The organism is Microbacterium sp. KNMS, from assembly GCF_053851835.1.
This window is the reverse complement of sequence record NZ_JBSQBP010000057.1, coordinates 1-1,061: the sequence shown is the minus strand read 5'-3', so window position 1 is coordinate 1,061 and position 1,061 is coordinate 1. Positions and strand designations below refer to the sequence as shown.

Genomic DNA, 1,061 nt, shown 5'->3' with positions numbered 1-1,061 from the left:
AAGGGAAAGAAGAAGGGAGAGAAGAAGGAAGAAAAGAGGGGAAAGGAGGGAGGGAGAGAAAGGGAAAAGGAGAGGGGGAGAAAGAGGAAGAATAAAGAGAAGGAAGAAGAAGAAGAAGAAGAGAGAGAAGGGAAGAAGGGAGGGAAAGAGAGAGAAAGGGAGGAGAAGAGAAGAGGAGAAGAGAGGGAAGAAAAGAAAGGAGGGGGAGAAAAGAGAAGAGAGAAAAGGAGAAGGAGAAGAGAGAAAGGGAAAGGGGAGGGAAGGGGAGGAAAGGGGGGAGAAAAGGAGGGGGAAGGAAAGAAGGGGGGGGGGAGGAAGAGAGAAGGGAGAGAGAAGAGAGGAGGAAGAGAGAGGGAAGAGAAGAGAAAGAGGAAGAAGAGAGAGAGGAAGAAGGAAAGAAAGAGGGGGAGGAAGGAAGAAGAGAAGAAGAGAAAGAGAGGAGAGAAGGAGAGAGAAGAGAGAGAAGAGAAAGGGAGAGGGAGAGGGAGAGGGAAGGGAGGGAGAAGAGAAGGAGGAGGAGAGGAAAGAAGAGAAGGAAAAGGAAAAGAAGAGAGGGGGGGGAGGGAGGGGGAGAAGGGAGGGGAGGAAAGAAGAGAGGGAGAGAAGGAAAGGACGAGCGAAAGTGGACGGAAAAGCCGGCACCCACGAGGAGAGAGAAGAGAGGGAGAGAAAAGGGAGGGGAAGGGAGAAGAGGAGAGAGGAAGGAGAGAAGAAGGAAGAAGAGGAGAGGAGAAGGAAAGAAGGGGAGAGGAAAGGAGGGGAAAGAGAAAGGGAAAAGGAGAAGAAGAGGAGAAGAGAGAGAAGGAGAGAGGAAAGGAGGGGGAGAGGAAGAGAGAAAGGAGGGAGGGAGGGAAGAGGGAGAGGGAGGAGGAGAAGGGAGAGGGAAAAAGGGAAGAGAAAGAGGAGGGAGAGAGGAAGAAGAGAGAGAGAGGAAGGAGGAGAAGAAAGGAGAAAGGAGAGAGGGAGAAGGAACGGAGAGAAGCGAAAAGGCGGCGCCGACGGCGTCCGCGTGCACGTGGATCGGGCCGTCGCCGCGGGGCTCACGGTCGACGAGATCGCGC

1 protein-coding gene is annotated in these 1,061 nt (G+C 53.6%); it reads left to right on the top strand.

Annotated features, from left to right (window positions below):
* A partial coding sequence (locus ACWXWW_RS17815; RefSeq protein WP_455971319.1) for a hypothetical protein occupies positions 1-1,061 on the top strand: 1,061 nt, incomplete at both ends.